At 70.5% G+C, this 26,076-nt stretch carries 28 protein-coding genes and 1 pseudogene; 16 read left to right on the top strand and 13 right to left on the bottom strand.

The features are described 5' to 3' along the window. Positions 1–47: 47 nt before the first annotated feature. The 3 genes from IE97_RS0135435 to IE97_RS42350 are packed head-to-tail and all read right to left on the bottom strand — an operon-like array spanning position 48 to position 2,658. Positions 48–2,102, bottom strand: a complete 2,055-nt coding sequence (locus tag IE97_RS0135435; RefSeq protein ID WP_030250531.1) for a pectinesterase family protein — start codon at positions 2,100–2,102, stop codon at positions 48–50. Then, positions 2,099–2,419, bottom strand: a complete 321-nt coding sequence (locus IE97_RS0135430) for a hypothetical protein (protein ID WP_234331895.1) — start codon at positions 2,417–2,419, stop codon at positions 2,099–2,101. The genes IE97_RS0135435 and IE97_RS0135430 overlap by 4 nt, the downstream gene beginning before the upstream one ends. Further along, positions 2,416–2,658: a hypothetical protein gene (locus IE97_RS42350; RefSeq protein ID WP_158708387.1), complete on the bottom strand. Its 243-nt coding sequence runs from the start codon at positions 2,656–2,658 to the stop codon at positions 2,416–2,418. Before IE97_RS42350 ends, IE97_RS0135430 begins: the two co-directional genes overlap by 4 nt. Before the next feature lie 137 nt (positions 2,659–2,795). Here IE97_RS42350 and IE97_RS0135420 point away from each other — a divergent pair, with 137 nt between their 5' ends. Genes IE97_RS0135420 through IE97_RS0135410 form a run of 3 tightly spaced genes read left to right on the top strand, consistent with a single transcriptional unit; the run spans position 2,796 to position 4,017 of the window. Next, the gene (locus tag IE97_RS0135420) at positions 2,796–3,623 is read left to right on the top strand and encodes a helix-turn-helix domain-containing protein (protein ID WP_030250524.1); all 828 of its coding nucleotides are present in this window, start codon (positions 2,796–2,798) and stop codon (positions 3,621–3,623) included. Next, positions 3,620–3,823: a DUF397 domain-containing protein gene (locus tag IE97_RS0135415; RefSeq protein WP_030250522.1), complete on the top strand. Its 204-nt coding sequence runs from the start codon at positions 3,620–3,622 to the stop codon at positions 3,821–3,823. Before IE97_RS0135420 ends, IE97_RS0135415 begins: the two co-directional genes overlap by 4 nt. Further along, positions 3,820–4,017, top strand: a complete 198-nt coding sequence (locus IE97_RS0135410) for a DUF397 domain-containing protein (protein WP_030250520.1) — start codon at positions 3,820–3,822, stop codon at positions 4,015–4,017. The genes IE97_RS0135415 and IE97_RS0135410 overlap by 4 nt, the downstream gene beginning before the upstream one ends. Before the next feature lie 60 nt (positions 4,018–4,077). Here the strand turns inward: IE97_RS0135410 and IE97_RS38945 are convergent. The 6 genes and pseudogenes from IE97_RS38945 to IE97_RS0135380 form a co-directional block, all read right to left on the bottom strand. Further along, a pseudogene (locus tag IE97_RS38945) lies at positions 4,078–5,005 on the bottom strand (LysR family transcriptional regulator). A 9-nt stretch (positions 5,006–5,014) separates the two neighbouring features. Beyond that, entirely contained in the window at positions 5,015–5,677 is a 663-nt protein-coding gene (locus IE97_RS0135400) for a hypothetical protein (protein WP_037845292.1), read from the bottom strand. Next, positions 5,665–7,182 carry a hypothetical protein gene (locus tag IE97_RS0135395; RefSeq protein WP_030250514.1) on the bottom strand — a complete coding sequence of 506 codons (1,518 nt, stop codon included), beginning with the start codon at positions 7,180–7,182 and terminating at the stop codon, positions 5,665–5,667. Before IE97_RS0135395 ends, IE97_RS0135400 begins: the two co-directional genes overlap by 13 nt. Continuing rightward, on the bottom strand, positions 7,179–8,033 hold the full coding sequence (locus IE97_RS0135390; protein WP_030250512.1) for an ABC transporter ATP-binding protein: 855 nt from the start codon (positions 8,031–8,033) through the stop codon (positions 7,179–7,181). Before IE97_RS0135390 ends, IE97_RS0135395 begins: the two co-directional genes overlap by 4 nt. After that, on the bottom strand, positions 8,030–8,866 hold the full coding sequence (locus IE97_RS0135385) for a zf-HC2 domain-containing protein (RefSeq protein WP_030250510.1): 837 nt from the start codon (positions 8,864–8,866) through the stop codon (positions 8,030–8,032). Before IE97_RS0135385 ends, IE97_RS0135390 begins: the two co-directional genes overlap by 4 nt. Further along, the gene (locus IE97_RS0135380) at positions 8,863–9,405 is read right to left on the bottom strand and encodes an RNA polymerase sigma factor (RefSeq protein ID WP_030250508.1); all 543 of its coding nucleotides are present in this window, start codon (positions 9,403–9,405) and stop codon (positions 8,863–8,865) included. Before IE97_RS0135380 ends, IE97_RS0135385 begins: the two co-directional genes overlap by 4 nt. 109 nt (positions 9,406–9,514) lie before the next feature. Between IE97_RS0135380 and IE97_RS0135375 the strand changes: the two genes are divergently transcribed. From IE97_RS0135375 to pstB, 10 genes are all read left to right on the top strand, one after another. Next, positions 9,515–9,907 carry a GntR family transcriptional regulator gene (locus tag IE97_RS0135375; protein WP_030250505.1) on the top strand — a complete coding sequence of 131 codons (393 nt, stop codon included), beginning with the start codon at positions 9,515–9,517 and terminating at the stop codon, positions 9,905–9,907. Then, positions 9,904–10,788, top strand: a complete 885-nt coding sequence (locus tag IE97_RS0135370; protein WP_030250503.1) for an ABC transporter ATP-binding protein — start codon at positions 9,904–9,906, stop codon at positions 10,786–10,788. The genes IE97_RS0135375 and IE97_RS0135370 overlap by 4 nt, the downstream gene beginning before the upstream one ends. Next, positions 10,785–11,789, top strand: coding sequence for a hypothetical protein (locus IE97_RS0135365; protein ID WP_030250501.1), 1,005 nt, complete (start codon positions 10,785–10,787; stop codon positions 11,787–11,789). The genes IE97_RS0135370 and IE97_RS0135365 overlap by 4 nt, the downstream gene beginning before the upstream one ends. Before the next feature lie 495 nt (positions 11,790–12,284). Then, positions 12,285–14,516 carry an RNA degradosome polyphosphate kinase gene (locus tag IE97_RS0135360; RefSeq protein ID WP_030250496.1) on the top strand — a complete coding sequence of 744 codons (2,232 nt, stop codon included), beginning with the start codon at positions 12,285–12,287 and terminating at the stop codon, positions 14,514–14,516. After that, entirely contained in the window at positions 14,497–15,645 is a 1,149-nt protein-coding gene (locus IE97_RS0135355) for a CHAD domain-containing protein (protein ID WP_030250492.1), read from the top strand. Before IE97_RS0135360 ends, IE97_RS0135355 begins: the two co-directional genes overlap by 20 nt. Then, positions 15,642–16,097 carry an NUDIX hydrolase gene (locus tag IE97_RS0135350; protein WP_030250489.1) on the top strand — a complete coding sequence of 152 codons (456 nt, stop codon included), beginning with the start codon at positions 15,642–15,644 and terminating at the stop codon, positions 16,095–16,097. Before IE97_RS0135355 ends, IE97_RS0135350 begins: the two co-directional genes overlap by 4 nt. Before the next feature lie 258 nt (positions 16,098–16,355). Beyond that, positions 16,356–17,480, top strand: coding sequence for a phosphate ABC transporter substrate-binding protein PstS (pstS, locus tag IE97_RS0135345; RefSeq protein WP_030250486.1), 1,125 nt, complete (start codon positions 16,356–16,358; stop codon positions 17,478–17,480). 133 nt (positions 17,481–17,613) lie between these two features. Continuing rightward, the gene (gene pstC, locus IE97_RS0135340; protein ID WP_030250483.1) at positions 17,614–18,621 is read left to right on the top strand and encodes a phosphate ABC transporter permease subunit PstC; all 1,008 of its coding nucleotides are present in this window, start codon (positions 17,614–17,616) and stop codon (positions 18,619–18,621) included. Then, positions 18,618–19,679 carry a phosphate ABC transporter permease PstA gene (gene pstA, locus IE97_RS0135335; protein ID WP_030250479.1) on the top strand — a complete coding sequence of 354 codons (1,062 nt, stop codon included), beginning with the start codon at positions 18,618–18,620 and terminating at the stop codon, positions 19,677–19,679. Before pstC ends, pstA begins: the two co-directional genes overlap by 4 nt. Positions 19,680–19,749: 70 nt before the next feature. Beyond that, complete coding sequence (gene pstB / locus IE97_RS0135330) at positions 19,750–20,526, top strand: phosphate ABC transporter ATP-binding protein PstB (RefSeq protein WP_030250476.1); 777 nt, start codon at positions 19,750–19,752, stop codon at positions 20,524–20,526. Between the two features lie 130 nt (positions 20,527–20,656). On the opposite strand, the gene IE97_RS0135325 is transcribed toward pstB, so the two are convergent. Then, positions 20,657–21,655 (bottom strand): inorganic phosphate transporter, encoded by a 999-nt coding sequence (locus tag IE97_RS0135325; RefSeq protein ID WP_030250473.1) that lies wholly within the window; start codon positions 21,653–21,655, stop codon positions 20,657–20,659. A gap of 7 nt (positions 21,656–21,662) precedes the next feature. Next, the gene (locus tag IE97_RS0135320; protein WP_030250470.1) at positions 21,663–22,283 is read right to left on the bottom strand and encodes a DUF47 domain-containing protein; all 621 of its coding nucleotides are present in this window, start codon (positions 22,281–22,283) and stop codon (positions 21,663–21,665) included. Positions 22,284–22,522: 239 nt separating this feature from the next. Between IE97_RS0135320 and IE97_RS0135315 the strand changes: the two genes are divergently transcribed. Further along, a complete protein-coding gene (locus tag IE97_RS0135315) occupies positions 22,523–22,909 on the top strand; it encodes a metal-sensitive transcriptional regulator (protein WP_030250466.1) in 387 nt (128 codons plus the stop codon). A gap of 14 nt (positions 22,910–22,923) precedes the next feature. Here IE97_RS0135315 and IE97_RS42645 read toward each other — a convergent pair whose 3' ends face one another. After that, positions 22,924–23,091, bottom strand: coding sequence for a hypothetical protein (locus tag IE97_RS42645; protein ID WP_199807042.1), 168 nt, complete (start codon positions 23,089–23,091; stop codon positions 22,924–22,926). Between the two features lie 91 nt (positions 23,092–23,182). Continuing rightward, on the bottom strand, positions 23,183–24,034 hold the full coding sequence (locus IE97_RS0135305) for a hypothetical protein (protein ID WP_030250461.1): 852 nt from the start codon (positions 24,032–24,034) through the stop codon (positions 23,183–23,185). A 137-nt stretch (positions 24,035–24,171) separates the two neighbouring features. Here IE97_RS0135305 and IE97_RS42640 point away from each other — a divergent pair, with 137 nt between their 5' ends. Continuing rightward, a complete protein-coding gene (locus IE97_RS42640) occupies positions 24,172–24,321 on the top strand; it encodes a hypothetical protein (protein ID WP_199809854.1) in 150 nt (49 codons plus the stop codon). Between the two features lie 100 nt (positions 24,322–24,421). Beyond that, entirely contained in the window at positions 24,422–25,978 is a 1,557-nt protein-coding gene (locus IE97_RS0135300) for an FAD-dependent oxidoreductase (RefSeq protein ID WP_030250458.1), read from the top strand. Positions 25,979–26,076: the final 98 nt, after the last annotated feature.

The raw sequence follows: 26,076 nt of genomic DNA, 5'->3' as shown, positions 1-26,076 counted from the left end.
GGGTTCGGCGCCGACGTCAGCCGAACCCGGAAGGGAGCTGTGAACCGTCAGGACGCCGAGGGCGTCCAGCCCGCGAGCCAGTCCGATACTTCCTGGTCGGCGGCCTGCGCGTCGGTCAGATGCGGCCGGTTGCCGCTCGCACCGCCCGCTCCGGCACCGGAGTTCTTGTACTCGGCGAACCGGTCGTCCTTCCAGGAGAAGCCGCTCATGTCGGTCCACGGCGTGGACTTGATCGCGGCACTCAGGCTGGTGTTGCGGACGGTGGTCTGCGGGTCGAGCGAGGCGTCCCCGCCCGCGTGCCAGGGCCGGCCGAGGTAGAAACTGCCGTTCGACACGTCGCCGTTCACCGTGGAGTTGGCGATCAGGATGCCCTTGCGGTTCGCGGCCGTGCTCGGAGCGGTGACGTACCCGGCCGAGGTGCCGTCCCAGCGCTTCTTCAACGTGATCACGGACCTGTCGACGACGGCCGTGGCCCGCCCGAAGATGAAGTCGACATTCCCGACGACGTAGGAGTCGCTGACGTAGACCCGGCCCAGCCTGTCCTTGGCCGCGGTGTCGAGCAGCAGCGTGTCCTGGTCGCCGCTGACGATGATCCCGTCCAGGAACACCTTGTCGGCAGCGGTCCGCAGCGCGACGGCCTGATGCCCGTTGAGCCCCTGGTTGGCCTTCTCGTCGAAGTCGTTGGAGATGGTCAGGTTGCGCGCCTGGAAGTCATCGGCCTCGACGGCGACGGTCGCGCTCCCGCCGGTGCCGTAGGTCCCGCCGCCGGGCTTGGGCGTACCGGACGCGTTGTTGTAGACGATCGTCGTGTCCTTACGACTCCCGCCCGTGCCCTGGATGGTGACGTGCGGCTTGTTGGACGGCACCTTGACGAGCTCCCGGTATGTCCCCGGCTTCACGGCGATGACGACACGGGAGGGGTTGTTCGCCGGCACGGCGTTCACGGCGGCCTGGACGGTGCGGTACTGGCCGCTTCCGTCCTGGGCGACGGTGAGGGTGGTGGCGGCGGCCGCTTTGACGGAGGCAGTCGTACCGATCGAACTCCGCGGCCCTGCCTGCGACCTGAGGATGCCGGGCAGATCGGCTGCCTTGTCGAGGGTGTACGCGTAGTGCGCCTTGGGATCGAAGGCGGTCCCACCGCTCTCGTTCCGCCCGCTGGTGCCGGAGAAGACGCTGCCGCGCTGCACGATCGCGGCACCGCTGTCCTTGATGACGGGGTTCTTGATGCCCTGGAAGTAGGAGTTCTCCAGAACCATCTTCGTCGCGCCGCGCGAGTAGTTGCCGTACGACGAGCCGATGTCCGTGCCCGGGGCGTCCTCGAGGAAGTTGTTGTAGAGGTGCGCGTGGGCGGCGTTGTCGGTCGACGGGTTGCGCTGCTCGGTCTCGCGGATCCAGTTGTGGTGGATCGTGATGTCCGTCTTGACGTTCTCGGTCCAGCCGATGCCGAACGTCTTGTTGTTGTCGCTCAGCTTGTTCCAGGAGACGGTGACGTTCGTGCTGTCCTTGCGGACGTCGATGAGCCCGTCGGCCATGTTCCGCAGGTCGTTGTGGTCGATCCAGACGTGATGGGCGCCGTCCATCTGAATCGCGTCGAAGTCATGGTCCTTGTCGTTCCAGACGCCCTGGTACGCGTCCCGGATGGTCAGGTTCCGGATGATCACGTTGTGCACGCCCTGGCCGAGGAAGAACCCCCCGCCGACGATGTGCCCGGAGGTCCCCTGACCCACGATGGTCTTGTCCGACTGCACCTTGATCTCTTTGCCGACCGGGTTCATGTTGATGGTCCCGGCGACGACGATGACGTACGGCTCGGCGGCGGTGGCGTACTTCTCCAGGTCGGCGAGCGTCTTCACCGTGACGGTCTTGCCGTCCCGGCCGCCGTACGTCCCGTTCTGCCCGAGGGAGTTGACGGAGGCGAACCCGTCGGCGGTGTCGGAGGCCCAGGCGGGAGCGGCGGCCTGTGCGGCCGACGCCTGTCCGAGCATGACGAGGTCCGTGGTGCCGTAGGCGAGGGTGCCGGCGGCCGTCAGGGCCAAGGGGACCCCGACCGCCAGAGCCGTGCGGCTTCTTCGGTGCCGGGGCTTGCTGCGCAGCTCACTCATGCGGCGAATCCGTTCCGTGTGGGGGGGTTGATCCGGGGGTTGGTCGCCGCCCCGCGCGGAAAGGTTGCCGCCCTCCCGCACGCGATGCGCAGCACGTCCCCCAGCGACTCGACCGCCCTGGTGAACGCGAAACGGACGGCGCGTTCACCGGCCTTCGGGTCGGCGAGAACGGCCCTGGCACCGGTGAGTACCTCTTCCGCGGAGTGCAACGGGGCGGCCTCCACGTCGTCGGCGAGGCGGGAGAGGAGGCTGTTGGGGTCGTCGGTGGAGAGATAGCAGGGCTTGCCGTCGTCGCCGGTCCAGGGGAGCAGCCTCATGCGTGGACCTCCAGGGCGTGGAGGTACGGCCGCACCAGCGGGGTGTCCATCTCGAAGGGCTCGGTGTGGAGGCGACGGTGGGTGGGGGCGGGTGCGGTTGCGGGTGGGTGCTCGGGGAGTGGCAACGGCAGTCCCCGGTCCGTAGCGGCTCGGTGGCGGCCTTGGGCGGGGAGCAGGAGTCGTACGAGGGCGAGGAGGAGTGACTCGCAGAGTGCGGCGAGCAGGAGGCGCAGGCGCATGGCAAGGGGCTTTCGGGCACGCGGGCAGGGGTTGACGAGCGGTGATTACCGTTCGTGCCTTGATGGTCACTGGATGCGCGTACGCTGCGGAAGGGGTCAGGTGTTGCCTGACGCTCCTGGCAACGGGGAGGGGTGACGTGGAGCAAGGTACTGACGGCGACGTGGAGTCCGGGCGGGCAGTTCTGGGACGGACGCTCAAGTTCCTGCGGGAGCACACGGGTAAGACGCTGGGGCAACTGGCCGACGAAACCGGATACGACAAGAGCTACTTGAGCCGGCTGGAGTCAGGTGAGCGGCTGTCCAAGTTGACGGTAATGGAGGATCTGGACACCTACTACGGGTGTGGTGATCTGCTGGTCCGCCACTGGCGGATCGCTCGGTACGACGCCTTCAAGGACAAGTACAAGAGGTACATGGGACTGGAGGCGACAGCGCGGCTTCTGCATGTGTACACACCGGATGTGCCAGGGCTGTTGCAGACGGAGGAGTTCGCCAAAGAGGTGTTGTCTGGCCCTCAGGCAACGGCTGGCAGTGGCGAGGAAGTCGAGGAGCAGGTGGCCGCGCGCATGGGGCGGCAGATCCTGCTGGGCAAGAACCCGGCACCCAATGCTCGTTTCGTCATCGATGAGTCAGCGCTGCGCCGCCCCTCCGCCAGCGCCGATACATGGAAGGGCCAGTTGCTGCGCATCGAGGCTGTCGCACAGTGGCCGAACGTCGCCGTCCAAGTTCTCCCCTTCTCGTCAGGAGTCCACCACCTCATGGGCAAGGGATCTCTGACCCTGCTGTGGCAACAGGACGGGAGCGCCGTGGCCTACACGGAAGGCCACAGCTTTGGCCTGCTGATGGACGATCCAGAGGAAGTCCTGCACCACCGTTTGTCCTACGATCGCTTGAGGGATCTGGCGCTGTCCCCGTCGGACTCACTGACGTTCATCAGGGACGTACTGGAGGAACACGGACCATGAAGCCCACCCTCGACCTCAGTACCACCGTCTGGCGCAAGTCGAGCTACAGCGACGGGGGAGCCAACAACTGCCTCGAGGTCGCCGACAACTGCCCCGGCCTGGTCCCTGTCCGCGACAGCAAGCTGTCCGACAGCCCGATACTCGTGTTCGGCGCGAGCCCTTGGGCGTCGTTCCTGGCCAGCGTCAAGGATGAGGCATGAAGCCCATCCTCAACCTCAGTACAACCGTCTGGCGCAAGTCGACCTACAGCGATGGGGGGCAGACAAACTGCGTCGAGGTCGCCGACAACTGCCCCGGCGTGGTCCCCGTCCGCGACAGCAAGCTGCAGCACGGCCCCGTGCTCGTGTTCCGGTCGGGCCCGTGGGCGTCGTTCCTCACGCTCGTCACGAAGTAACTGTCGGGGCCGCCCGCTCCTTTGCCAGTGTCGTGCTTCCACGGCCTGCCTCACCTCACCTCACCTCGCCCAACTCGGCTTCCACACCTCCCCCTCCGTCAACCGTGGCCGCGTGGCCACCAGGTGGTCGCGCAGTGCTGCCAGGCCGGGATGGGGGTTGTCCGTTCGCCAGAGCAGTGAGTGCGGGTAGACCGGGGTCGGGACGTACGGGGACGAGGCGGAGGTCGTGGTCGGCCGGCCAGACGAGGGGGGTGCGTTCGCTCAGGAAGGTCGCGAGGGTCGGGGAGTCCGCGATGGTGTCGAGGAGGGCCTCGACGCCGAAGTTGGGGCCGATGGTGTCGATGGTCGGGCCGAAGGTCGCGGCAAGGTCGTCGTAGTAGGCGGACCATTCCGTCCCCGGCGTGTTGCCCGGCATCCAGATCCGCTGTCCGGCGAGCTGCGCCGGAGTGATCCAGGGGGCGCGGGCGAACTCGTGGCCGGGCCCGACGCACAGCCGGAGTGGTTCGTCCAGCACGGAGACGGATGAGACGCCGTCCGGCAACCGGTGCCCGGGCATGGTCAACGCCCGGAACGTGGCGTCGACCGCCCCGTCCCGCACAGCCGTCACGGCCGTATCCGCACCGAACAGCGCGATGACGTCCAGCGCGATCTCCGGATGCGCGCGGTGGAAGTCCCGTACCAGGCCGGCCGTGGCGGCCCTGCGTCCCACGACGTCCACGCGCAGCGCACGGTCCCCGGGGCGTACGGCCGCCACCGCCCGCTCCTCCGCCTGGAGCAGGGCCCGGGCGTGAGGCAGGAGCGCCTGCCCGTCGATGGTGAGTTCCGCTCCGCGCGGCGTGCGGACCAGCAGCCGGACTCCAAGGTCCTTTTCCAGCGCGGCGATCCGCTTGGACACGGCCTGCTGGGTGAGCGAGAGATCGACGGCGGCCTTCTGGAACTGCCCGGCCTCGGCGATCGCCACGAACGCCTTCACCGATTTGAGGTCCACGACGACACCCTAGTGATCCAACCGGTGGTTGTCCGAGGCCCGTCGCCACCCCCGCCGCCGCAACGGCTCCACCGCACCCAGCACTCCCACGACCACGGCCACCACCAGCACCACCGCCCACCGGTCGTGCGCCGCCGCCCACCGCTCGTCCTCCACCGGCACGAACAGCGCCCACCTCCCGGGCCAGAACAGCAGGGCCAGTAGAGAGGAGGTCAGCAGACCCGCGGCCACCCGTGGCCCGGGCCGGGTCGCCTCGCTGAAGCGCACCACCGCCGCCGCACCGGCCACCGCCAGCACGAAGGCCGCCCCCGCTTCCAGGGTCAGGTCGGCGGCCGGCGGCCGGATGTCCGGCGGTACGAGCAGCAGCGCGACCGTCCACCAGGCCGCCACGGCCGGGACGACGAGGGCCACCCGCAGTACGGTGCGGACCGGGCGCGGGGTCGGCACCGTAGACGTGGTGTGCCGGGCCGGGTCGTCCAGGAGGAACACCAGGCCCATCGCGAAGGCCAGGATCGCCGCGCGCAGCAGGGGCAGGGCGAGCCACTCCCCCGCCTCGCCGGTCGTCCGGGACAGCGCGGCGATCAGCAGCCCCGCCGCACCGGCCGCCCCGACCACGCCCCACGGCAGGGTCCGGCCGACGGCTACCGCCAACTCGCTTCTCAGTCGAGGCACTTGTCGTCCCCCTCAGGTGCCTTGACGCCGAGCACTTCGGCCACCCGGGCCGTCGTCACCTTCGGCGCGGTCAGCTCGGCCCAGTGGGCCTTGACGCGCGCGGTGACCTCGCCCCGGGGGCGCTCCAGCAGTTCGCGCAGCACCTCCGTCTGGGCGTCCGTCATGTACAGCCCGTCCGTCGGCTGGAGCACGAGGCCCGAGCCGGTCACGCTGTCGTCGAGGCGGACGCGGCGCAGAGCCGCCAACGGGTCGGACTCCCAGCCCACGGTCAGCCACATGACGGTGACCATGCGGCCGTCGCACACCGACGTGGACGCCTTCTCGCTCCCCGCCACCAGCACACCGGCCACGGCGGCCGAGAACTCGGGGACGCGGTTCCCGCCCCACCGGGTGCCCACGGTCACCTCGTGCGGACGCTCCAGAGGCATCAGCGCACTGTCACCGCTGAGGCCGTAGCGGGCCTCGACCCGCTGGCGTACGACGATGTCCTGCTCGTGCGCGCCACCTCCGGCCAGGGACCGGACGCGGCCCACCACCCCGGCCCAGTCGTCGACCCGCGGCCCCCACTCGGGGAAGGCGCAGTACGTCGATCCGTCCCGGCGGACGCAGGACTGCACCTGCTCCGGGTTCACCGTGGCCCATTCCCGGGCCCGGACCAGTTCGGGCGAGTCGCCTTCCGTCTGGGCCACCCCGCCCACCAGGGTCATGACCAGCGCCCCGGCGGCACACGCCACGACCACCGGCTTGCGTCCCCCGTCGAGCAACACCGCCCCCAGGCCCACGCACAGCGCCAGCCCGGTCAGATACAGCGCGTGCCAGGCGGCGGGCCGGCCCATCAGGTCGGACGGCAGGGTGTTGCGGGTCGCCTCTTCGACCACCGGCAGCAGCCAGCGGCTCCCGTCGTCGCTCATGCCCGAGAAGAAGAGGAACAGGAAGAGGAAGAGCACGACCAGCAGCGGCGCGGCGAGAGCCGACCTCACCAGCCCGGCGAAGAACAGCCCGAACAGGCCGAACAGCAGCACGGTCAGCGGCCCCACGAGCAGTTCGCCGACCGCCCCCTGTCCGATCGCGCCGGGCCTGAGCGCCTCCCGGCCGAACTGCGCGGCCACGCACCCGGCGACGAGCAGGGCCACGGCCAGCACCGACAGGGCGTGGGCGACCGTGCGCCGCCACGGCTGGAGCACCAGCACCGCGAAGTGGTGCTCCGTCCCGTACCGGCGCGAGCGCAGCGCCGCTTGGTTGACGCAGACCAGGACCGCGAGGCCGACGAGCATCGGGGCGGCCTGGGTGTCGCGGTCGGCGTCCTGGAGCGCCGGGAAGTCGCCCCAGGCCTTGCCGCCTCGCCACAGGGTCCAGCTGATGTACCCGAGGAAGGCGATGATCACCGGCAGCCTCGTCAGCAGCCGGCGCGTCTCGAACAGGGCCAGGGTGAACACGGCGGCCCAGGACCCGTCCGGTTCGGCCCTGACAGAGGGCCGCACCGGCTTCTCCACCACGGCGGTCATGCGGCCACCTCCGCACCGTCGAGGGTGAGCAGATAGCCGTCCTCCAGGGTGGGTTCGAGCAGGTCGGCCCCGTCCGGCGGATCGCCCACGTTGCGGAAGGCCCCCGTTCCCGTGCGCCATCCTGCCCTGGCGCCCGGGTCGCGTTCCGCGCTGCTCCACACCCTTCCGGCCGCGCGGGCCGTCAGCTCGGCCGGGGTTCCCTCGAAGCGGACCCGGCCGCCGGCCATGACCAGCACGCGGTGGCAGAGCATCGCCACGTCCTCGGTCTGGTGGGTGGAGAGCAGTACCGTGCGCCCCTCTCCGGCTCCGGCGATCAACTCGCGGAAGCGCATGCGCTGTTCGGGGTCCAGGCCGACGGTGGGCTCGTCGAGCACCAGGAAGCCGGGGTCGCCGACGAGGGCGGCTCCCAGGGCGACGCGTTGCCGCATCCCGCCGGACAGCTTGCGGATCCGCTTCCCCCGTACGTCGGCCAGCCCCACCTCGTCGAGCACCCGCCGCACCTCCCGGTGCCGGGCGGCCCGGTCGCTCATCTCCTTGAGGATCGCCACGTAGTCGACGAACTCGAAGGCCGTGAAGTCCGGATGGAACCCCGGCGTCTGCGGCAGGTAGCCGAGCCGACGGCGTACCTCCTGCCTGCCCCGCGTGGTGCCCGGGTCGTGCCCGAGCACGGTGAAGGCGCCCCGGTCGGCGGGCAGGGCCGTGGCGAGCACCCGCAGCAGCGTGGTCTTGCCGGCGCCGTTGGGCCCGAGCAGCCCGGTGACGCCGCCGGTCAGCCGCAGCGACACGTCGTCGAGGGCACGGGTGCCGCCGTAGTGGAGGCTGAGCCCGGAGGCGGACACGGTCGCGGTCATACGGCACGTCCCTGGAAGAGGTCGAAGCGGTCACGGAGGAGGAAGAGCAGGCCGGCGGCGAGCGCGGCGATCACCGCCGCCACGCCCTGCCCTGCGGCGGTGAACGGCGCGAGCGGCGCCTCGGCCCCGGCCCGCAGGGCGTCGGCCACCACGAGCAGCCCGACCCACGCGCCGGCGGTCAGTGACGGTGCGAGCACCGGTCCCAGCCGGGGCGTCAGCGCCAGGCCGGCCGCGGTGAGCGCGAGTGCGGGCAGCAGCCAGGCCAGGGCCCGTAGCCCGTAGTCGGGCAGGGCCAGCGTCGCCAGCCCGTTCAGCCCGAGCGCCACGCCCAGCACGGCCGCCGTCCGGATCATCAGCAGCCGGAACCCGTGCATCGGCGCCACGACGGCCATCTCGTACGTCGGATCCAGCGCGGGCCCGTACGACAACGCCACCCCGGCCAGTGGCAGCAGGGGGGCGAGAGCGAGGAACAGCGTCGGGAACTCCCCGTCCCGCACGGTGTGCGCCGCCCCGACGCTCAGCAGCAGTACGGCGACGACGGCTGCCAGCCAGGACCGCCGCAGCACGGGCGCCGCAGCCAGCAGCCGCGCGGTGTGCCCGGCCACCCCGAGCCGCACCAGCAGCGACTCCAGCAGTCCGGTCCGGGGCGCGTCGAGCTCGGCGTCGAGCCGCTCCCATCCCGTGTCGAGCACGACGGGGTCACTGACCTCGGCGAGCACGCCGCGGCACCGGGCACACGACGTCAGATGGGCGTCGGCCGACCACAGCGCGGGCGCGGCCAACTCCCCCCGCGCATAGGCGTGCAGATCCTCTTCAGGCACGTGCCAACTCATGCCAACGCCTCCCGCAACTGCTTCCGGGCCCGCATCGCCCGCGTCTTGACCGTCCCCGGCGGAATGCCGAGCAGCACGGCCGCCTCCCGGGTCGTCAGCCCGTCGATCACGGTCGCCTGCAGCACCGCCCGCAACTCCGGCGACAGCCGGACCAGGGCGCCGGCGAGGTCCCCGTGCTCCACCCCCGCGAGCACGCGTTCCTCCGCCGACGCCTCGTCCCGGTGCCGCAGCCGCGCCAGTGCCTGCCGCAGCCGTCCGCGCGCCCCGTCACCGCGTAGCGCGTCCACCAGCCGCCGCGACCCGATGCGCCACAGCCATCCGGCGACATCGCCGTCCTCCCGGTAGCGGGCCTTGCCCCGCCACACCGCGAGGAACGTCTCCTGCACGACGTCGTCGATGACGCCCAGGTCGGCGCACCGGCCCCGCAGCCGGGCACGGAGCCACGGCGCGTACCGCCGGTACAGCTCCTCGAAGGCGCGCCGGTCGGCGTCCGCGGCTATGGCCCGCAGCAGCTCCCCGTCGCTTCTCGTTTCGCTCACGTCTCCTCATCGGACCGCCCGGTTCGAACGGTTCACGAAAACACGCTTGACTTTGCGGCCCCTCCACACCACCCTTTCACTACTCAATTAGTGAAAGGGTGGTGCGGCAGTGGTCGAGTACCGCATCGACCGGCGCAGCGGCGTGGCCACCTACGTCCAGATCGTCCAGCAGACCAAGCAGGCCCTGCGCCTGGGCCTCCTCGAACCGGGGGACAAGCTGCCCACGGCCCGCGAGGTCGTCGAGGCCACCGCCATCAACCCGAACACCGTCCTCAAGGCCTACCGGGAGCTGGAGCGCGAGGGCCTGGTCGAGGCCCGGCGCGGGCTCGGCACGTTCGTCCGCAAGTCCCTGGGCACCGCCCCCGCCGACTCGCCGCTCCGCGCGGAGCTGGAGGCATGGGCGGCCCGGGCCAGCGCGGCCGGGCTGGAGCGCGACGACGTGGACGCCCTCTTCACTTCCGTACTCGACGCACACTTCGCAGAATCCAAGGGGGACGCATGACCGACACCGCCATTGAGGCGGCGGCACTGGGCAGAAGTTTCGGGCGGCGCCGCAGGCGGGCCCTGGAAAGCTGCTCCTTCCGGCTCCCCGCGGGCCGCGTGTGCGCCCTCACCGGCCCGAACGGCGCCGGCAAGTCCACCCTGCTCGCCCTCGCGGCCGGGCTGCTCCGGCCCACCGACGGCTCGATCACCGTGCTCGGCCGCACTCCGGCCGCGGCCCGCGAGCGCCTCGCCCACGTCGCCCAGAACAAGCCGCTCCACCCTCACCTCACCGTCGCCGGCACCCTGCGCCTGGGCCGCGACCTCAATCCCCGCCGCTGGGACGCCCGGGTCCCCGAGCGGATCATCGCGGAGGGCGGCCTCGACCCGAACGCGAAGATCCGCTCGCTCTCCGGCGGCCAGCGGACCCGCGTCGCGCTCGCCCTGGCCCTCGGCAAGCGCCCCGAGCTACTGCTCCTGGACGAGCCGATGGCCGACCTGGACCCCCTCGCCCGGCACCAGCTGATGGCGACCCTGATGGCCGACGCCGCCGACCACGGCACCACGGTTGTCATGTCCTCGCACGTGGTCGCGGAGCTGGAGGGCTCCTGCGACCACCTGCTGCTGCTCGGCGGCGGGCGGGTCCGGCTCGCCGGACCGCTGGACGATCTGCTCGCCGCGCACACCCTGGTCACGGGCCGGGCCGACGACACCCTGGACCCGCACACGGTGGTCGAGTCCCGCACCACCGGCCGCCAGCTGACCGCACTGGTCCGGCCCGCGGGCCCACTCGGCGACGGACGGCAGACCGACCGCCCCTCCCTGGAGGAACTCGTCCTCGGCCATCTGCGCTCGCCCGAGGCCCCACCGCTCGTGCTCGACACGCAGGAGGCCGCCGTATGACCGCCGTGACCCCCGAAGCACCCGCCGCCGCCAAGGAGTCACGGGCACCGCACGGCCTGGTACCGGCGTTGCTCCGCGTGCACCGCTCAGCGTTCCTGTTCCTGTTGATGCTGACGGCCGTGGGTGTCGTGGCGCTGCTCTGGGCGGCCGGCCCGGGCGCCGACGCCGCCCTGGCCGAGTACCGGGCACAGGGCTGCGACCGGCCGGGTCCGGGCCCGGACTGCCACTTCTCGGGCACCGCCGCCGCCCGTCACCAGCTGGCCGTGGCGGTCGCCTCCGGGCTCGTCACCCTCCTGCCGGTACTCACCGCCGCCTGGGCCGGAGGGGCCCTGACAGGGCGTGAAATGGAGAACGGCACGGCCGAGCTGGCCTGGACCCAGTCGGTCAGCCCGGCCCGCTGGCTGGCCGCCAAGCTCGCGGTACCGGCCCTGCTCCTCGTGGCGGGCACGCTCGCGATCACCCTGCTGCACCGCATGCTGTGGTCATCGCCGAAGAGCCCGCTGAACCGCCTCATGGGCTGGTACGAGTGGTACGACGACCGCGTCTTCGAGATCAACGGACCGGTCGCCACCGCCCACGTCCTCGCCGCCCTGGCCCTCGGCGCCCTCGCGGGCCTGCTGCTGCGCCGGGCCCTGCCCGCTCTCGGCGCGGCGGTACTGGCCGTCGTGCCCCTCTTGTGGGTGCTTGACGAGCTGCGGCCGCGCCTGTGGCCCACGACAGCGACGGTGAGATCGGCCGAGGGCCCTCCCAGCTCCCCCGGACTGGTCGTCGAGGAGGGCGCCCTCACCGCCACCGGAGCCCGCGTGCCCGTTCCGGAATGCCTGGGTGAACTGACCTGTCCCGCCGAGTCCCGCATCACCGGCTATTACACCGTCTACCACCCGTCCTCCCACTTCTGGCCCCTCCAGCTCATGGAGACCGGCATCGCACTGGCCGTGGCCGCCCTGGCCGTCATGGCCGCCTTCTGGCTGCTGCGCCGCCGGACGGGAGCCGCCGTATGAGCGCCCTGGCCTCGGCGACCACGCCCCTGAACCGGCCCTCTCCCCGCCCGGGCCGCCTCCTCCTGGCTCTGGCGGCCGCCGCGACGCCATCGCCTTCGGCCTCCTGACGCGCCGCCTGCCACGGACCGGTCCGCCTCCAGGCCCCCGCCTGCCCTGAACCGGCCCGGGCCCTGACCCCGGTCCGCGCGTCCTTCCACGGGGGGATGGACGCGCGGACCGCAACTCCCGGCCCGGGGAAGGTCGTCCACAGCCTGTGGGTAACCGCCCCGCACTCCGCGGACCCCCGCGAGCCGCCCCCCGCTAGCCCACACGTCATGTCTCCGTAACCACCGATTCAGACGAGCTTGCGACGCTCGGCCAATGCATCCCGCCGTGCCAGAGCCTTCGCCGCCCCGAGAGGGGCACGGGAGGAACGGGAACACTCCTGTGGCGCCCCCACTCCCGCCCGCGCTTTCCGACGCGCCCGTGATGCTCGCGGCGCGGAAGAATGGGGCCATGAGCCAGCCGAACACCCAGGCACAGGTCCAGCACGCGCAGCCCTCCGTGGGCTCCATCGCGGCGCATCGCCCGCACACGGTCGCGGCAGCCGTCTCCGACCTGGAACCCGACATCGACGCCGACCTCGACGCGTACGAGGAGTCGCAGGCCGACGGCGCCACCCTGCCACAGGGACGTTTCCTCGACCGGGAGCGCAGCTGGCTCGCGTTCAACGAGCGCGTGCTCGAGCTCGCCGAGGACCCGAACACGCCGCTGCTGGAGCGGGCCAACTTCCTGGCGATCTTCGCCAGCAACCTGGACGAGTTCTTCATGGTCCGGGTGGCCGGTCTGAAGCGCCGCATCGCCACCGGCGTGGCCACCCGCTCCGCCTCCGGCCTCCAGCCCCGTGAGGTGCTGGAGATGATCTGGGCCCGCTCGCGGGAGCTGATGGCCCGGCACGCCGCGTGCTACCACGAGGACGTCGCCCCCGCACTCGCGGAGGAGGGCATCCACCTGGTCCGCTGGAACGAACTGCAGGAGAAGGAGCAGGCCCGCCTGTTCACCCTGTTCCGGCACCAGATCTTCCCCGTCCTGACCCCGCTGGCGGTCGACCCGGCGCACCCCTTCCCGTACATCTCCGGCCTGTCGCTGAACCTGGCCGTCGTCGTACGGAACCCGGTCACGGGCCACAAGCACTTCGCCCGCGTCAAGGTGCCGCCGCTGCTGTCGAGGTTCCTGGAGAGCTCCCCGGGCCGCTACGTCCCCATCGAGGACGTCATCGCCGCCCACCTGGAGGAACTCTTCCCAGGCATGGAGGTCCTCGAGCACCACGCCTTCCGCCTCACCCGCAACGAGGACCTGGAGGTCGAGGAGGACGACACCGAGAACCTGCTCCAGGCCCTCGAGAAGGAGCTCATGCGGCGCCGCTTCGGCCCGCCGGTGCGCCTTGAGGTGGAGGAGTCCATCGACCGCGAGGTCCTGGACCTCCTCGTGCGCGAGCTGAAGATCAGCGAGGCCGAGGTGTACCCGCTGCCCGGCCCGCTCGACCTCACGGGCCTGTTCCGGATCGCCTCCCTGGACCGGCCGGAGCTGAAGTACCGCAAGTTCGTCGCCGGCACCCACCGTGACCTCGCCGAGGTCGAGTCGGCGTCACCGCCGGACATCTTCGCCGCGCTCCGCGAGCGGGACGTGCTGCTGCACCACCCGTACGACTCGTTCTCCACCTCCGTCCAGGCCTTCCTGGAGCAGGCGGCCGGCGACCCGGACGTCCTCGCCATCAAGCAGACCCTGTACCGCACCTCCGGCGACTCCCCGATAGTCGACGCGCTCATCGAGGCCGCCGAGTCCGGCAAACAGGTCCTGGTCCTGGTCGAGATCAAAGCCCGCTTCGACGAGCACGCCAACATCAAGTGGGCCCGCAAGCTGGAGGAGTCCGGCTGCCACGTGGTCTACGGCCTGGTCGGGCTGAAGACCCACTGCAAGCTGTCGCTCGTGGTCCGCCAGGAGGGCGAGACGCTCCGCCGCTACAGCCACGTCGGCACCGGCAACTACCACCCGAAGACGGCCCGCCTCTACGAGGACCTCGGCCTGCTCACGGCCGACCCGCAGGTCGGCGCGGACCTCTCGGACCTCTTCAACCGCCTCTCCGGCTACTCCCGCCGGGAGACCTACCGCCGGCTGCTGGTCGCCCCCAAGTCGCTGCGCGACGGTCTGGTCTCGCGGATCATGAAGGAGATCCAGCACCACCGCGCCGGACGGCCAGCGCACGTCCGTATCAAGGTCAACTCGATGGTCGACGAGGCCGTCATCGACGCCTGCTACCGCGCCGCCCAGGCGGGTGTGCCGGTGGACGTGTGGGTGCGCGGCATCTGCGCGCTGCGCCCGGGCGTGGCGGGCCTGTCGGAGAACATCCGGGTGCGCTCCATCCTCGGCCGCTTCCTGGAGCACTCCCGGATCTTCGGCTTCGGCAACGGCGGCGAGCCCGAGGTGTGGATCGGCAGCGCCGACATGATGCACCGCAACCTCGACCGCCGGATAGAAGCCCTGGTCCGGGTCACCGACCCGGCCCACCGAGCGGCCCTGAACAGGCTGCTGGAGACCGGCATGTCCGACTCCACCGCCTCCTGGCACCTCGGCCCGGACGGCGACTGGACCCGGCATGCGACCGACGCGGACGGCCAGCCCCTGCGCAACGTCCAGGAGATGCTCATAGACGCCCGGAGGCGCCGGCGTGGCACAGCGACACCTTGACCCGACGGACCCCATGGCCTGTCCCGCCGCCACCGGGGACGCCCTCGCGGGCTACCTGCGGGCCCAGGCCACGGAGTTCCTCCGAGCGCTGCGTCTGCACCGGGAGAACGGCTCGGGCGCGAACGGCTCGGAGGGGTCCGCCGAAGCGGCCCGGGCCCTGCGCCGCTCGGCCCGCCGCATCAGCTCCAGCCTGCACACGTTCCAGGCCCTCCTCGACACGGACTGGTCCGAGGGCATGCGCCCCGAACTGGCCTGGGTCTCAGGAACCCTCGCCATGGAACACGCGTACACGTCCCGCCTGGAACGCCTCCTGACGGCACTCCACCGCCTGTCGGGCTCGACGTCTCTCCCCGGCCAAGCCGCCAGCAGCCCGACCACCCCCGCTGCGGGCAGTCGTGCCGAGCAAGCCGCGGGCAGTCGTGCCGCTGGGGCGGCACGGGTGGGCGCGGCGGCACCCCGCGACGCCGGGCTGCGAAACCCCCCGGCCGGCACTCAGGAACGCAGCAACCTCACAGTAGGAGCGGCAAAAGCCGGCGCCCTGCTCGACCGCCAGCTCACCCTCGCCCGCACCCGCGCCCACTCCACCGCCCTGCAAGCCATGGGCTCCAGCCGCTTCCACGCCATCGCCGACAAGGTCGCCGTCCTGGCCAGCGAGGTCCCCCTCACCAAGGACGCCGCCACCACCGACCTCCGCCCCCTCGCCCTGGCCGCCCACGACCGCCTCACCGACGCCGTGGCCGCCCTGCCCCTGATCACCGCCGGCCACCCCTACAACGCCGCGGCCCTCATCCACGGCCTGTCCCCGGACACGGTCCCGCACCCGCAGGACGCCCCGTGGCACCAGGTCCGCCTTCTGCTGCGCCTGCACCGCTACGCCCGCGAGGTCGTCCTGAACCAGCCCGACGCCCCCGCCGACCTGCGTCTGCTCGCCGCCGGCCAGGCCCTCAACCAGCACCGCGACGCCTCGGAGGCAGCCGCGGCCGCGGCCCAGGCGGCCCGTACCCCGCGTATCGCCCCGGCCACGGCGTACGCCCTCGGCGTGCTCCACGCCGACCAGCGGCACGAGGTGGAGGCGGCGCGCTTCGCGTTCCAGCAGTGCTGGGAGAAGGAAACGGTGAGTACCCGATGAGCCCGAGCCCGGGCCAACCCGACGACACCACCGTCCAGGCGGCCGGCTGCATCCTGTGGCGCCGCTCCCCCGTCACCGGCGAGCTGGAGCTCTGCCTCGTCCACCGGCCGAAATACGACGACTGGTCCTGGCCGAAGGGCAAGCTGAAGCGCGACGAGGAAGCGCTCGCCGGTGCCCTGCGCGAGGTGGCGGAGGAGACGGGCTGCCAGGCCGTGCCGGGACCCGAGCTGCACACCCTGCGTTACACGGCGAACGGCCGCCCCAAGCAGGTCCGCTACTGGGCCGCGGAGGCGACCACCTGCGCGTTCTCCCCCACCGACGAGGTGGACCGGGTGCTGTGGCTGACTCCTGTCGCCGCTCGCGCCCGCCTCACCCAGCCGCACGACCGCCCCTTGATCGACGCACTGCTCGCCGTACTGAACCGGCCACAGCCCGCCGGTAGACCGGAATAACGCCGTCCGCCGCCCCGCGGCGCGGCCCGCGCGCAAAGCGGAATCCTCACGTGCTCTCCCCGTGAGCATTCCGTGACCTAACCACACCGTCGGCAGGGGTTCACCCCGCGTTCATTTGCGCCCATCGGCGGCTTCACCTGATCTGCCTAATTTCGGCCTTACCGACGCGAGCCGCGCCTGTTGTGCGGGTCCGCGTCCGCGACAGCCAGACTTCGCACGCCGCCGAATTCAGGACGGCGGCTCCTGGAAGGAACTCAAGTGAAGCTTCAGCGCAAGAACCGGCGGGCCCTCGCTCTCGGTGCTCTCGCCGTCTCCGGCGCCCTGGCCCTCACGGCGTGCGGCTCCGACGACACCGGCGGCCCCGGCGGCGGCGCGTCCAACGCCGCCGCCGCCGGCGACATCAAGTGCGACGACGCCAAGGGCCAGCTGCTGGCCGACGGCTCGTCCGCGCAGAAGAACGCGATCGACGCCTGGGTGAAGCAGTTCGCCGTCGCCTGCCAGGGCGTGCAGATCAACTACAAGGGCGGCGGTTCCGGCGCCGGCGTCACCGCGTTCACCCAGGGCCGGGTCGCCTTCGCCGGCTCCGACTCCGCGCTGAAGCCCGACGAGGTCGCGGCGTCGAAGAAGGTCTGCTCCGGCGGCCAGGGCATCGACCTGCCGATGGTCGGCGGTCCGATCGCGGTCGGCTACAACCTCAACGGCGTGGACAACCTGGTCCTGGACGCCTCCACCCTGGCGAAGATCTTCAACAACGAGATCACCAACTGGAACGACCCCGCGATCAAGAAGCTGAACCCCGACGCGAAGCTTCCGAACCTCAAGATCCAGGCGTTCCACCGCTCGGACGACTCCGGCACCACCGACAACTTCACCAAGTACCTGATGGCCACCGCCAAGAAGGACTGGCCCTACGACGGCGGCAAGACCTGGCAGGCCAAGGGCGGCCAGTCCGCCTCGGGCTCCTCCGGTCTCGCCCAGCAGGTGAAGCAGACCAACGGCGCCATCAGCTACTTCGAGCTGTCGTACGCCAAGGACGGCATGAAGACCGTCGACCTCGACACGGGTGCCGCCCAGCCGGTCAAGGCCACCATCGAGAACGCCACGAAGGCCATCTCCGAGGCCAAGGTCGTCGGCACGGGCAAGGACCTCGCCCTGGAGCTGAACTACGGCACCAAGGCCGAGGGCGCCTACCCGATGGTCCTCGTCACCTACGAGATCGTCTGCGACAAGGGCAACAAGGCCGAGACGCTGCCCGCCACCAAGGCGTTCCTGCGCTACATCGCCTCCGAGGACGGCCAGAAGGTCCTCGCCGAGAACGACTACGCGCCGATCCCCGCCGACATCATCTCCCAGGTCCGCACCACCATCGAGGGCCTGAGCTGACCCGAGTGCGGCCCGGTCTCCTCCCAGGGGCCGGGCCGCACCGTCCGGTGCACCGCCGCCAGTGGCCGTACCCCGCGTACGGCTCCGCAGAGCCGCCGCAGACCGCGTACGGCTCCGCAGACCGGAGAACCTGATGGACACATCCACACAGATAACCGACGCACCTCCCCCCACCCCACAGCCGGCCAAGCCCGTCGACAAGGCCGCCGCCCGCGGCGCCACCCGGCCCGGAGACCGGATCTTCCTCGGTCTCTCCCGCGGCTCCGGCATCCTGCTTCTGGTGATCATGGCCGCGATCGCGGTCTTCCTCACCTACCGCGCCTCCCTCGCCATCAGCAAGGACGAGGGCAACTTCCTGACCACCTTCCAGTGGGACACCAACGCCGTCCCGCCGGTCTTCGGCATCGCGGTCCTGGCCTTCGGCACGGTGGTCTCCTCGATCATCGCCATGGTCATCGCGGTCCCGATCGCCGTCGCCATCGCACTGTTCCTGACGCACTACGCCCCGCGTCGGCTGAGGGGCCCGATCGCCTACGTGATCGACCTGCTCGCCGCCGTGCCGTCCATCGTGTACGGCCTCTGGGGCGCCCTGATCCTCGTGCCGCACATGAACGGTCTCTTCGGCTGGCTGAACGACTACCTCGGCTGGACCGGCGTCTTCTCCTGGGAGGGCGGCCCCGCCCGCTCGATGCTGACCGTCGGCATCCTGCTCGCGATCATGATCCTGCCGATCATCACCAACGTGAGCCGCGAGGTCTTCCGGCAGGTTCCGCAGATGCACGAGGAGGCGGCCCTGGCCCTCGGCGCCACCCGCTGGGAAGTGATCCGCATGGCGGTCCTGCCCTTCGGCCGCTCCGGCGTCATCTCCGCCTCGATGCTCGGCCTCGGCCGCGCACTCGGCGAGACCATGGCCGTCGCCACGGTGCTCTCCCCGACCTTCGACATCCAGGCCAGCCTGCTCGACCCGGGCGGCGGCACGTTCGCGCAGAACATCGCCAGCAAGTTCGGTGAGGCCAGTGTGTTCGGCCAGGACGCGCTGATCGCCTCCGGCCTGGTCCTGTTCGTCATCACCCTGCTGGTCAACGGCGCGGCCCGCGCGATCATCGCCCGCCGCAAGGAGTACTCGGGGGCCAACGCATGAGCACCGCAACCGTCACCCCCAAGGGCCCCAGCACCCTGCGCGGCGCCCGCCTGCCCAAGTGGTCCCCGTACGCCATCGCCGCCGGCTCGATCGCCGTCGCGATCGGCATCGGCCTCGCCGCCGGCCTGCACAGCCGCGTCCAGTGGGGCCTGATCGCCGCGATCCTCTACGTCGTCGGCACCTATGCCATCGCCACCGGCGTCGAGGGCAAGCGACAGGCCAAGGACCGCGTCGCGACCTCCTTCGTCTGGGTCGCCTTCCTGCTCGCCGTCGTCCCGCTGGCCTCACTGGTGTGGTCGACCGTCGCGCGCGGTGTGAAGGTCCTCGACGTCTACTTCCTGACGCACTCGATGGGCGTCGTCGCCGACACCGAGCCCGGCGGCGGTATCTACCACGCCATCCTCGGCACCCTCGAGCAGGTCGGCCTCGCCACGGTGATCGCCGCGCCGATCGGCGTGCTCACCGCGATCTACCTGGTGGAGTACGGCCGCGGCAACCTCTCCAAGGCCATCACGTTCTTCGTCGACGTCATGACCGGCATCCCGTCGATCGTCGCGGGTCTGTTCATCCTCAGCCTCATGCTGATGTTCGACATGCAGCCCTTCGGCTTCGCCGGCTCCCTGGCCCTGGCCATCCTGATGATGCCGGTCGTCGTCCGCTCCACGGAGGAGATGCTCAAGCTCGTCCCGAACGAGCTGCGCGAGGCCTCCCTGGCACTCGGCGTCCCGAAGTGGCGCACCATCCTGAAGGTGGTCCTGCCGACGTCCATCGGCGGTATCACCACGGGCATCATGCTGTCGATCGCCCGCATCACCGGTGAGACCGCCCCGGTCCTGCTGCTGGTGTGGGGCAACCCGCTGATCAACCCCAACCCCTTCGAGGGTGCGCAGGCCTCGCTGCCGCTGTACATCTACCAGCAGTGGGCGAACAGCGCGGGTTCCGGTGCGGCGTACGACCGCGCCTGGGCGGCGTCGCTCACCCTGATCGCCTTCGTGATGCTCCTGAACCTGGTGGCTCGCGGGATCGCCCGCTGGAAGGCCCCGAAGACCGGTCGCTGAAGCGTCAGTTCGCGGCCACCGCCGCACGGGGCCCCACAGCGACCCCCAGACTTTTGGAAGTGAAGTAGTAATGGCCAAGCGAATCGACGTAAGCGGACTCACCGCCTACTACGGCTCCCACAAGGCGATCGAGGACATCTCGATGACCGTCGAGCCGCGCTCGGTGACGGCGTTCATCGGCCCGTCCGGCTGCGGCAAGTCGACGTTCCTGCGCACGCTGAACCGTATGCACGAGGTCACGGCCGGCGGCCGGGTCGAGGGCAAGGTGCTCCTGGACGACGAGGACCTCTACGGCACGGGCATCGACCCGGTGTCGGTGCGCCGTGAGGTCGGCATGGTGTTCCAGCGGCCGAACCCGTTCCCCACCATGTCGATCTTCGACAACGTGGCGGCGGGCCTCCGCCTGAACGGCGACTACAAGAAGAGCGAGCTGTCCGACATCGTCGAGCGGTCGCTCAAGGGCGCGAACCTCTGGAACGAGGTGAAGGACCGTCTGAACAAGCCGGGTTCCGGCCTCTCCGGTGGTCAGCAGCAGCGTCTGTGCATCGCGCGGGCGATCGCGGTGGAGCCGAACGTCCTGCTCATGGACGAGCCCTGCTCCGCCCTCGACCCCATCTCCACCCTGGCGATCGAGGACCTGATCGGTGAGCTGAAGGAACGCTTCACGATCGTCATCGTGACGCACAACATGCAGCAGGCGGCCCGCGTCTCCGACCGCACGGCGTTCTTCAACCTCTCGGCGGTGGGACAGCCCGGCAAGCTCATAGAGATCGACGACACGGAGCGCATCTTCTCCAACCCGTCGGTCCCGGCCACGGAGGACTACATCTCCGGCCGCTTCGGCTGATCCGACCGCCGAGACTCCTCGCGGTGCTGCATGGCGGTGCCACCGCGAGGCCGAAAAAGGGCCCGCCCCTACTCCCAGGGGCGGGCCTTTTCGTGTACTCGGCTTTCCGGCTTTCCGGCTTTCCGGTTTCCTAGAGGAACGCCAGATTCACGATCCAGAACGACACCGCGGCCACCGTCGCCGCGGCGGGCATCGTGATGAACCACCCCAGAATGATGTTCTTGGCGACCCCCCACCGCACGGCGTTCACACGCTTGGTGGCCCCCACGCCCATGATCGCCGACGTGATGACGTGTGTCGTCGAGATCGGCGCCTTGAAGATGAACGCCGTGGTGAACATGATCGTCGCCCCCGTGGTCTCGGCGGCGAAGCCCTGTGGCGGATCGAGTTCGATGATCTTCCGCCCCAGCGTCCGCATGATCCGCCATCCACCGGCGTACGTCCCCAGCGACAGCATCACCGCACAGGCGATCTTCACCCACACCGGAATCGGATCGCCGTAGTCCTCGACATCCGCGATGACCAGGGCCATCACCACGATGCCCATGGTCTTCTGCGCGTCCTGCAGACCGTGCCCCAGCGCCATTCCGGCCGCGGACACGGTCTGGGCTATGCGGAACCCCCGCTTGGCCTTGTGGGGGTTGGCCTTCCGGAAGATCCACATGATCGCGGTCATCACGAGATAACCGGCGAGCAGACCGACGAAGGGCGACACGAACATGGGGATGACGATCTTCTCCAGCACCCCGCTCCAGTAGACCGTCGTCCCGCCGGCCAGCGCCGCCCCGACCATGCCGCCGAACAGCGCGTGCGAGGAGGACGAGGGCAGCCCGAAGTACCAGGTGATGAGGTTCCAGACGATCGCCCCCACCAGCGCGGCGAAGAGGATCCCCATCCCCTTCGACCCCACGGGCGTCTGGATCAGACCCTCGCTGACGGTCTTGGCGACGCCGGAGCCCATGAACGCGCCGGCGAGGTTCATCACCGCCGCCATCGCCAGCGCGGCCTTGGGCGTCAGTGCCCGTGTCGATACGGACGTGGCGATCGCGTTCGCCGAGTCGTGGAAGCCGTTGGTGTACGTGAAGAAGAGCGCGACCCCGATGGTCACGACCAGAGCAAAGGTGTCCATGTAGGGCTCAGGACTCCTTGACGGCGATGGTCTCCACCGTGTTCGCCACGTGCTCGAACGCGTCCGCCGCCTCCTCCAGCACATCCACGATCTGCTTGAGCTTGAGGACCTCCATGGCGTCGTACTTGCCGTTGAAGAGGTGTGCGAGCAGCTTGCGGTGGATCTGGTCGGCCTGGTTCTCCAGGCGGTTGACCTCGATCCAGTACTCGGTGAGGTTCTCCAGCGTCCGCAGGTGCGGCATCGCCTCGGCCGTCAGTTCGGCCGCGCGTGCCAGCACCTCGATCTGCTGGTCGACGCCCTTCGGCAGTTCCTCGACGTTGTAGAGGACGACCAGGTCGACGGCCTCCTCCATGAAGTCCATGATGTCGTCGAGGGACGAGGCGAGGGAGTAGATGTCCTCGCGGTCGAACGGCGTGATGAACGAGGAGTTCAGCTGGTGGAAGATCGCGTGCGTGGCGTCGTCACCTGCGTGTTCCGCTGCCCGCATACGCTCTGCGATCTCGGCTCGGGCGGAGGCGTCCGCCCCGAGCAGTTCCATCAGGAGTTTCGAGCCGGTGACGATGTTGTCCGCGGAGGCGGCGAACATGTCGTAGAAGCTCGTCTCCCTGGGGGTCAGACGAAAGCGCACGTGGGGTCCTCGGGGTGCTTCGGTTTCGGTCAGGCTGATGCTAGGCGCATCATCCGGCCACGGCTATCGGGCCGCCCACCAGTGTCACCCATCAATCAAGGTGATGAGCACGGGGGCGGTCCAGGGACTGGATCAGGCCGTTACGCGGGGCTCCGGCCAAGAGGCGTATACCCAGCAAAGTTCGGTACCATATACCCGCCAGGGGTATCTGTCGGCTCACTGCCCACCAGGAGGACGCGATGACGGACGTGACCGACGTAACGAACGCCGGAAATGCCGGGGGTGTCACCAACGCCCCCGAGGCCACGGCCGGTAAGGACATCATGACCGACCACGACCACGGCGTACACGGGTACCACAAGCAGAAGGACGAGCACCTCAAACGCCTGCGCCGTATCGAGGGCCAGATCCGCGGCCTGCAGCGCATGGTCGACGAGGACGTCTACTGCATCGACATACTCACGCAGGTCTCCGCCTCCACCAAGGCCCTGCAGTCCTTCGCCCTGCAACTGCTCGAGGAGCACCTGCGGCACTGCGTCGCCGATGCGGCCGTCAAGGGCGGTGACGAGATCGACGCGAAGGTCAAGGAGGCGACCCAGGCCATCGCCCGCATGCTGCGGACGTGAACCGGCCGTGTCGTTCAGCGCCTGGGGGTGTCCCGTTCCTCGGCCACTCTCAGCACCTCGTCGATGCTTTCCAGACTGAGCCGCTCCTGGGCGGCCGAGGCCGCGATGATCAGCTCTCCGCACAGCTCGATCTCGGCGAGGGCCACGTGGTCCTGAACTGCCGTACCGCCGACCGGAGCCACGTGCATCACCTCATCTCTGCGGTTACCGGCTTCCTAGAGTAGGGAGCGGCCAACACACCGCGCATGGCACGGACGGGCTAGTTCACGCCGGTCACTCCTCGGCGATCTTGCCCGCGTAGATGTCGTCGTCGTGCGGCAACCGTACGCGCGCCGGAGCCCCGAAATCGTAGAGCAGCGTGGTCGATGAGACGGCGACCGGGCTCTTCTGCTGCCCGCCCACGAAACTGAACCGGTGCCGTACCTTACGGACCCGTCCCTCGTCGTCGAGGTAGGCGTCGAACGGCACTTCGGCCGTGGCGAACCCTCTCGCCGCCGCGTTCAGGGAGGTCTTGTTGCCGTCGGATGCCTTCTTCGCCGCGTCACCGAGGTCGGCCGTCCCCCGGTAGTGCCGCACCCCGGTACCCGCCACCTCGGTCCTTCCCACGAACCTCGCCGACCGGGTCCCGCGCAGCACCTCGGCCGCCGCGAACGGATCAGTGGCCCCGCCGGTGACCAGGTTCCCGTCCGACAGGGACCGCGTCTCCACCCGTACCCACTTGTCCGGCGGCACTCCGGCACCCCGGTTCTTCATGAAGAGCGCCCCGGGTGTGAGCAGTTCGGTGATGGGCCGGTGCTCGGTGGCACCCGCGGGGTCCTGCGGCAGCAGCACCCGCAGTTTCCCCATCCGCTTGCGGTAGTCGTAGACGCCCGCGCCGCGGATCGTCACCCGGGTCCCGCCGGTGGCCATCTCCATCGACGTACGGGCCTTCGAACTCCCCGCCTCCACCAGCCGGTCGGCCGCCCGGTGCAGCACGGCGACGGCATTCCCACCACCGGAGTCCCCGGCGACCGCGTCACCTCCGGCGCACCCTCCGGCGCCCAGCCCCACCCCGGCCATGACCAGGGCCGCGACGACCGCCGCCCCCGTCCGCCCGCGCCGCCGTTGCCGCTGCCGCCCAGTCATCGCCTGCCTACCCCCAGCCGGTACGTCCGTCACGGGCCCCCTTGTTGTTCGGTTAACGACCGGTATCTGCGCCCGTCACGCGAGCCCGCGAGAGCCGGGAGACGAACCCTTTACCCGCGCTGGGTAACGTTGTCGGCGTGGCGCAGCACGACGGGCTGGAACACCGCACGACGACATCGGAGAAGGGCCGCTTCTGCATGGCCATATGCACCTGCGGCTGGCGCGGCCCGGCGAGAAGAGCGAGAAGCCAGGCCCGCTCGGACGCGGAGAAACACCAGGCGGGCTGACCGCCGGTTCGTCACCCCGCACCCCTCGTCCGACCGCCCGCCCCATGGAACCCTTGCCCCCACCACCCCGTCTCCCAGGACGGAACCACCGGGAGGCCCCATGGAACGGCGCACATTCCTCACCGTCGGCACGGCAGGCATCGCCGCGGCCGCGACCCCCTTCACCACCGCCTGCACACAGGGGGACACCCGCTCCGGGGCCTCACCCACCACCAGAACAGCCACCACGGCCTCGCACACGAAGGTCACCGCCGCCAACTGGTCCGCCCTGGCCCGCGACCTCGACGGCCCCCTCGTCCGCCCGGGCGACACCGCCTGGCCGACAGCCCGCCGGCTCTACAACACCCGCTTCGACAGCCTCAAGCCCGCCGCGGTCGCCTACGTGTCCCACCCGGACGACATCCGCACGGCCCTGGCCTACGCCCGCGCCCAGGCCCTGCGCGTGGCCATCCGCAACGGCGGCCACTCCTACGCCGGCTGGTCCTCCGGCGACGGCCGCCTGATCATCGACGTCTCGAAACTCAACCGCGTCCGGGCCGGCGGCGGCACCGCGGTGATCAGTGCCGGCGCCAAACTCATCGACGTCTACCGCGCCCTCGCCGCCAAGGGCGTCACGATCCCCGCCGGTTCCTGCCCCACCGTCGGCGTCTCCGGCCTCACCCTCGGCGGCGGACACGGCGTGGTCTCCCGCGCCTACGGCCTGACCTGCGACAGCCTCACCCAGGCCACCCTGATCACCGCGGACGGCAAGCAGCTCACCGCCGACTCCCGCGAGAACAAGGACCTCTTCTGGGCCCTGCGAGGCGCCGGCAACGGCAACTTCGGCGTCGTGACGGAACTGCGCTTCAAGACCCACCCGGCCCCCCAGGGCGTCTCGGCGTACCTGTCCTGGCCCTGGTCGAAGGCGGCCGCGGTGCTGAAGGCCTGGCAGGAGTGGGGACCGGCACAGCCCGACGAGATCTGGTCGTCCCTCCACCTCGCGAGCGCCCCCGGCACCACCCCGACCGTCTCCGTCGCGGCCTTCTCCCTCGGCACCTACGGCGAACTCCAGAACGCGGTCGACCGCCTCGCCGACCGCGTGGGAGCCCCGGCGCGCAGCGTCTCCCTCAAGCGCCGCTCGTACGAGGAGTCGATGGAGGTGTACGCCGGCTGCTCATCGTTCCCGACGGACGCCCAGTGCCACCTGCCCGGCTCGACCCCGGGCCGTTCCCCGAAGGGCGCCCTGGGCCGCGAGACGTACGCCGCGGCGTCGGACTTCTACGACCGCTCCCTCTCCGCGGCCGGAATCCGCACCCTGCTGTCGCAGATCAAGTCGGTACGCGGCGGCACGGGCAGCATCGCCCTCACCGCCCTGGGCGGAGCGGTCAACCGCGTCGCCCCGACCTCCACGGCGTTCGTGCACCGCCGTTCCCGCATGCTGGCCCAGTACATCGCCGCCTGGCGCCCGGGCACGACGGGCTCCACGGCCCGCGACTGGCTGGCCTCGACCCACAGGTCCATGCGCCCGTACGCCTCCGGCGCGGCCTACCAGAACTACACGGACCCCACCCTGACCAACTGGCGCAAGGCGTACTACGGCGACGCGGCCACCCGCCTGACCAAACTGAAGCACCAGTACGACCCGAACCGCTTCTTCAGTTACCCCCAGGCGCTGTAGAGACTGCCGCCGCTGCGGGCAGTCGTGCCGCTGGGGCGGCACGGGTGGGCGCAGCGGCACCTCGTCACGCCGAGCTGCGCACCCACCCGCCCCCAGCA

This window comes from Streptomyces sp. NRRL S-455 (assembly GCF_000717875.1).
In the GTDB taxonomy this organism is placed as follows: domain Bacteria; phylum Actinomycetota; class Actinomycetes; order Streptomycetales; family Streptomycetaceae; genus Streptomyces.
Note: the sequence above shows the minus strand (reverse complement) of the source record. Positions and strands in the feature narration are given on the sequence as shown.

Bases quoted from the DNA above. Each gene is read 5' to 3' on its own strand.
- IE97_RS0135430 (WP_234331895.1), bottom strand. From the start codon at position 2,419: ATGAGGCTGCTCCCCTGGACCGGCGACGACGGCAAGCCCTGCTATCTC.
- IE97_RS0135325 (WP_030250473.1), bottom strand. From the start codon at position 21,655: ATGGACACCTTTGCTCTGGTCGTGACCATCGGGGTCGCGCTCTTCTTC.
- IE97_RS0135390 (WP_030250512.1), bottom strand. From the start codon at position 8,033: ATGACCGCGACCGTGTCCGCCTCCGGGCTCAGCCTCCACTACGGCGGC.
- IE97_RS0135305 (WP_030250461.1), bottom strand. From the start codon at position 24,034: ATGACTGGGCGGCAGCGGCAACGGCGGCGCGGGCGGACGGGGGCGGCG.
- IE97_RS0135415 (WP_030250522.1), top strand. From the start codon at position 3,620: ATGAAGCCCACCCTCGACCTCAGTACCACCGTCTGGCGCAAGTCGAGC.
- IE97_RS0135435 (WP_030250531.1), bottom strand. From the start codon at position 2,102: ATGAGTGAGCTGCGCAGCAAGCCCCGGCACCGAAGAAGCCGCACGGCT.
- IE97_RS0135365 (WP_030250501.1), top strand. From the start codon at position 10,785: ATGACCGCCGTGACCCCCGAAGCACCCGCCGCCGCCAAGGAGTCACGG.
- IE97_RS0135315 (WP_030250466.1), top strand. From the start codon at position 22,523: ATGACGGACGTGACCGACGTAACGAACGCCGGAAATGCCGGGGGTGTC.
- pstB (WP_030250476.1), top strand. From the start codon at position 19,750: ATGGCCAAGCGAATCGACGTAAGCGGACTCACCGCCTACTACGGCTCC.
- pstC (WP_030250483.1), top strand. From the start codon at position 17,614: ATGGACACATCCACACAGATAACCGACGCACCTCCCCCCACCCCACAG.
- pstA (WP_030250479.1), top strand. From the start codon at position 18,618: ATGAGCACCGCAACCGTCACCCCCAAGGGCCCCAGCACCCTGCGCGGC.
- IE97_RS0135360 (WP_030250496.1), top strand. From the start codon at position 12,285: ATGAGCCAGCCGAACACCCAGGCACAGGTCCAGCACGCGCAGCCCTCC.
- IE97_RS0135410 (WP_030250520.1), top strand. From the start codon at position 3,820: ATGAAGCCCATCCTCAACCTCAGTACAACCGTCTGGCGCAAGTCGACC.
- IE97_RS0135300 (WP_030250458.1), top strand. From the start codon at position 24,422: ATGGAACGGCGCACATTCCTCACCGTCGGCACGGCAGGCATCGCCGCG.
- IE97_RS0135370 (WP_030250503.1), top strand. From the start codon at position 9,904: ATGACCGACACCGCCATTGAGGCGGCGGCACTGGGCAGAAGTTTCGGG.
- IE97_RS0135395 (WP_030250514.1), bottom strand. From the start codon at position 7,182: ATGACCGCCGTGGTGGAGAAGCCGGTGCGGCCCTCTGTCAGGGCCGAA.
- IE97_RS0135385 (WP_030250510.1), bottom strand. From the start codon at position 8,866: ATGAGTTGGCACGTGCCTGAAGAGGATCTGCACGCCTATGCGCGGGGG.
- IE97_RS42350 (WP_158708387.1), bottom strand. From the start codon at position 2,658: ATGCGCCTGCGCCTCCTGCTCGCCGCACTCTGCGAGTCACTCCTCCTC.
- IE97_RS0135350 (WP_030250489.1), top strand. From the start codon at position 15,642: ATGAGCCCGAGCCCGGGCCAACCCGACGACACCACCGTCCAGGCGGCC.